This is a genomic window from Phyllobacterium sp. P5_D12 (assembly GCF_054049495.1).
Window position 1 is genome coordinate 1 of the sequence record NZ_JBFUMG010000312.1, and the last position, 5,243, is coordinate 5,243.

At 57.3% G+C, this 5,243-nt stretch carries 3 protein-coding genes and 1 pseudogene; 2 read left to right on the forward strand and 2 right to left on the reverse strand.

Features of this window, described 5'->3' with window-relative positions:
* Both ACXJ5O_RS18005 and ACXJ5O_RS18010 read left to right on the forward strand, forming a co-directional pair.
* Window positions 1-281: pseudogene (locus ACXJ5O_RS18005) on the forward strand (ABC transporter substrate-binding protein); the annotation flags it as partial.
* A gap of 8 nt (window positions 282-289) precedes the next feature.
* Window positions 290-955: a DsbA family oxidoreductase gene (locus ACXJ5O_RS18010; RefSeq protein WP_457301088.1), complete on the forward strand. Its 666-nt coding sequence runs from the start codon at window positions 290-292 to the stop codon at window positions 953-955.
* Here the strand turns inward: ACXJ5O_RS18010 and mfd are convergent, their stop codons facing one another.
* Window positions 956-4,456 carry a transcription-repair coupling factor gene (gene mfd / locus ACXJ5O_RS18015; RefSeq protein ID WP_457301089.1) on the reverse strand — a complete coding sequence of 1,167 codons (3,501 nt, stop codon included), beginning with the start codon at window positions 4,454-4,456 and terminating at the stop codon, window positions 956-958. It lies immediately after the preceding gene.
* 7 nt (window positions 4,457-4,463) lie between these two features.
* Entirely contained in the window at window positions 4,464-4,751 is a 288-nt protein-coding gene (locus ACXJ5O_RS18020; RefSeq protein ID WP_457301090.1) for an FAD assembly factor SdhE, read from the reverse strand.
* Window positions 4,752-5,243 lie beyond the last annotated feature (492 nt).

Here is a 5,243-nt window from a genome sequence, read left to right on the forward strand (position 1 = left end):
GGGGCAGCCAGTCGAAAGAAGTTGAAGGCAGTTTCAATTATGCGGGGGTAGCCGATCCCGTCATCGACGCATTACTGGACAAGATGCTGGCCGCCCGCGGCGACGAGGAATTTACCAGCGTTGTGCGAGCCCTCGACAGGGTCCTGATCTCCGGCCATTATATGGTTCCGATCTACTACCAGCCCGAACAATGGGTTGCCCGCTGGGCACATCTGCAACATCCGGACAAGACGTCCATGGTCGGTAACCAGCTGTCCACGTGGTGGTCCGATAAACGATAGGAATAGCCATGACCGATAAAAAGTTCACGATCGACGTGGTGTCGGATGTCGTTTGCCCTTGGTGTTTTCTCGGACGGAAGCGTTTGGAAAGCGCGCTCGCGCTCAATCCTGACCTCGACGTAATTGTGAATTGGCGACCATTTCAACTCGATCCGACGATTCCACCTCAGGGAAAAGATCGCAATCGCTACATGCAGGAAAAGCTCGGCAGTTCCGACAAGATCTTTGAGATTCATCAGCAATTGACTGAACTCGGTAAGGAAGCTGGCATCGAATTTGATTTCGAGGCCATCGAAGTAAGCCCTAATACGCTGGACGCCCATCGCCTTATTCGTTGGGCATCGCAGGCGACTCCCAACGTTCAGGACAAGATGGTGGGAATTCTCTTCTCCTACTATTTCGAACAGGGAAAGAACATCGGCGATCACCAGATATTGCTGGAGGCCGCGCAAGAGGCAGGCATGGACGTTGCCATCGTTGCCAGCCTGTTGCCAACCGACGCCGATACTCTCGGTGTGCGGCAGGAAATCGACACCGCCAATCAAATCGGCGTGCGCGGTGTTCCCTGCTTCATCCTCGACCAGAAATATGCCGTCATGGGTGCACAATCTGCAGAGGCTCTGGCAGATGCCATCCGCCAGGCCGCCGATGGCTTTGAGCCGCGTCCCGTCTGACTATGCGGCCTCAGCGAGTTTCGCCAGCTGCGTCATGACGACCGCTGCACCGTTGAGACGCTTTTCTGCTGTCGGCCAGTCGCGCACAAAGACAATACTCTGATCGGGCCTGATCTTCGCCATCGAACCCTGCTCGCCGATCATCTGGACCAGTGCAGCGGGATTATTGAACGTCTTGTTGCGGAACTGGATGACAATGCCCTTTGGACCGGCGTCGAGCTTGTCCACATTGGCACGGCGGCAGAGCGCCTTGATGTAGACGATTTTCAACAGATGCTGAACTTCTTCCGGTAGTGGTCCAAAGCGATCGATCATTTCGGCGCCAAAGCCGTCGATGTCCTGCAGCTCCTCCAGATCGGCCAGTCGGCGATAGAGGCCGAGACGCAATTGCAGGTCCGGCACATAGGTTTCAGGGATCATCACTGCGGTGCCGATCGCAATCTGCGGCGACCAGTGCCCGTCCTCGACTTCGCCGGTACCCTTGATCTCCGCAACCGCTTCTTCCAGCATCTGCTGATAAAGCTCGAAGCCGACCTCGCGAATATGCCCCGACTGTTCCTCCCCGAGCAGATTGCCCGCGCCGCGGATATCCATGTCATGGCTTGCCAGCTGGAAACCGGCACCTAGCGTGTCGAGCGATTRCAAGACCTTGAGCCTGCGTTCTGCCGTCTGCGTCAGCAGCTTGTTGGCTGGTAGAGTGAACAGAGCATAGGCACGCTGCTTCGATCGCCCGACGCGTCCGCGCAATTGATACAATTGCGACAGGCCAAACATGTCGGCACGGTGGATAATCAGCGTGTTGGCGGTCGGGATATCCAACCCGGATTCAACGATCGTCGTCGACAGCAGCACGTCGTACTGCCCGTCATAGAAAGCGTTCATGATGTCGTCGAGCTCACCAGGCGCCATCTGGCCATGGGCAGTCGCAACTTTCAGTTCTGGCACCTGAGCATCAAGGAACTCCTTGATGTCGCTCAAATCGGAGATGCGCGGACAGACATAGAAACTCTGCCCGCCGCGATAGCGCTCCCGCAGCAGCGTCTCGCGGATGACAAGCGCATCGAACGGTGAGACGAAGGTTCGAACAGCCATGCGATCCACAGGTGGCGTGGTAATCAGGGAAAGCTCGCGAACCCCCGTCAAGGCAAGTTGCAGCGTGCGCGGTATCGGCGTTGCGGACAGGGTCAGCACATGCACGTCCGATTTAAGTTCTTTCAGCCGTTCCTTGTGCTTGACGCCGAAATGCTGCTCTTCGTCGATGATCAGCAGGCCGAGATTCTTGAACTTGATGCCGTTTCCGAGCAGCGCATGTGTGCCGACGGCAATATCCACCTGCCCCTCTGCAATGCCCTTCTTGTTTTCAGCCAGCTCCTTCGAGCCGACCAGGCGGGAGGCTTGCGCCACATTGACAGGCAGACCCTGGAAACGCTGAGTGAAGGTCTTGAAGTGCTGGCGCGACAACAGCGTCGTCGGCACCACGACGGCAACCTGGACGCCATTCAGGGCCGCCACGAAGGCAGCGCGCAGCGCTACTTCGGTCTTGCCGAAGCCGACATCGCCGCAAATCAGGCGGTCCATCGGCTTGCCGAGCGAAAGGTCATCGATAACTGCGTCGATGGCACGATCCTGATCTTCCGTCTCGTCATAGGGGAATCGTGCTGCGAACTCGCCATAGAGGCCGTCTGGTGGCAACAGGATCGGCGCACCGCGCATCTGGCGTTCCGCGGCAATGCGAATGAGATGACCGGCAATGTCGAGCAGGCGTTTCTTCAGCTTTGCCTTGCGGGCCTGCCAGGCGCCGCTACCGAGCTTGTCCAACACGGCAGTTGAAGTTTCCGAGCCAAACCTCGACAAAAGCTCGATATTTTCTACCGGGAGGAACAGCCGGTCATCGCCGGCATAGTGCAGTTCCAGACAGTCATGTGGTGCGCCGGCGGCCGTGATTGTCCTCAGACCGATGAAGCGGCCAATACCATGATCCACATGCACGACGATGTCGCCGGCGTTCAGCGCAGCAACCTCGCTGATGAAGTCCCGGTCGCGCTTGCGGCGCTTGGAATGGCGGATCAGCCGGTCGCCAAGGATGTCCTGCTCTGCAACAACGACGAGTTCGCCAGCATCGAAGCCGGTTTCCAGCGACAGGATGCCCGCAGTAATTTTGTCGCGAGCGAGCGCCTTGACCGTTCTCAGATCATCGACAAACTCGATCTTTTCGAGACCATGTTCATTCAGAACCTGCACCAGCCGGTCGCGTGTGCCTTCGCTCCATGCAGCAAGCAGCACCTTCTTGCCTGCAGCGCGCTCATCGGCAATGTGTTTGACAACGCTGTCGAAGACATTCGTGTCCTTGGCGGTCCTCTCCTCAACGAATGTGCGCCCCCGATGCGCACCCGCATGGATAACCGCTCGCCCTRTGACGAACGGCGCATCGAAAGGCGTGAAATCGATGCGCATGCCTGAGTTGATTGCCGACGCCTCGACCTGTTCAGGTGTCAGATACAGCGAACCCGGCTCGACCGGCTTGTAAGGGATAGTATCGCCCGGCTCTTTGCCATCGGATTGCCTCCTGCGCGCCTCGTAGTGGTCCAGCACCATCTTGTGGCGTTCAGCCATGGATTCGTGCGCGAGATGATCGAAGACCACCGGCATGTCGCCGGCATGCTCAAATATCGTCTCAAGCTTGCCATAGAACAGTGGCAACCAATGTTCCATGCCGGCAAAGCGGCGCCCCTCCGAGATGGACTGATAAAGCGCATCATCGCGCGATGGTGCCCCGAACTTCTGCACATATTGCGAACGGAAATGGCTGATGAGCTCGGGCGAGAGCGTGATTTCGCTCATCGGCTGCATCGAGAATTCTTTCTTTTGGCTTGATGTTCGCTGCGACGCCGGATCGAATGTACGGATCGTTTCCAGAGTATCTCCGAAAAAATCCAGACGCAGTGGCTCCTCTGCACCCGGGGCGAAGAGATCGAGAATACCGCCGCGCACAGCATATTCGCCAACATCACGCACAGTTGGAACACGCTCAAATCCATTACTTTCAAGGCGTTGCACCAGTGCATTCATGTCGATCCGATTGCCGGGCTTCGCCATGAAAAGCTGCTCAGCGAGAACCTTTCGCGGCGGCAATTTTTGCAGAACGGCATTGGCCGTCGCCAAAATAACGCCCGGGTGCTTGTGTTCGCGCAAGGCCGCAAGACCGGCAAGCGCTGCCAGGCGGCGCGCGGATGTATTGGCTCCGGGCGAGACGCGATCATAGGGAAGACAGTCCCACGCCGGCAATTGCAGCACCGGCAAATCCGGCTGGACGAAGTTCAGCACCTGTTCGATATCGGCAACGCGATTGCCGTCGCGCGCGATGAACAGCACGGGACCACCTGCCCCGGCCTCAGCTACCACTTTCGCCAAAGCAAAAGCTTCATAGCCATCGACAACACCGTCGATGACCACATGTCCATTGACGTCAGATTTCAGTCCGAGTTTGGTAAAGGCAGTCATTTCGATTTCAGAATTTCATTTGCTGGCGGGATGCGACAACCCTTTGGAAGATCGGCGTATCGAATTCGGCGGGAACGGCAGCCTCCCCGGTGACCCATGTCAACAGGTCCCGGTCGAGCGCTTCCATCAGTGCTTCATATTGGTCAAGTTCATCATCGGACAAGGTGCCGATATGGGCGTCGGCAAACTGTCCGAGGATCAAATCCATTTCACGCATGCCGCGATGCCAGGAGCGAAACAGGATTTTTCGCTGTCTCGGCTGCAGATCGGCAGTGGTGCGACTGCTTCCAGTCATGAACTAGCTCCGTTTATGGCAATGAAAGTATTGGGCGCGATTGGTGCGGCTGGGTATAGCGTGCCTTGTCGCATCTGTCAGCCTTGCAACGCACATCGAACGCGTTAGAGCGAGATATGTTTAGATGGCAACGTTCTGCTGGTGGGAATTCAGGACAAGGTCAAGGGGTTTGCCGAGGCCGATGCCTGTCCATCGGACGAAGTCGAAGCCCGATGGATTTGGCCAGAATTCACCCGGCCCTTTGGGTTTCCGGCTGGCGGACGCCCACTTTGTCAGGCGGCTTCGTCCGGTGGGTAAACATCGATCTCGCCACCTTCCGCGTGGATCGTCTCGCCATCCGAGAAACAGAACTGTTGCCATCTAATCTTATCTCGCTCTAAACGTTACGCATGCGTCCGTCATTGCTTGATCCCCTCTTTGCCTCCGTTCGTTCGCTTTCCGGTATCGGCCCGAAAGTGTCTGGCCTGCTGGGCACATTGCTCGGCACGCAGC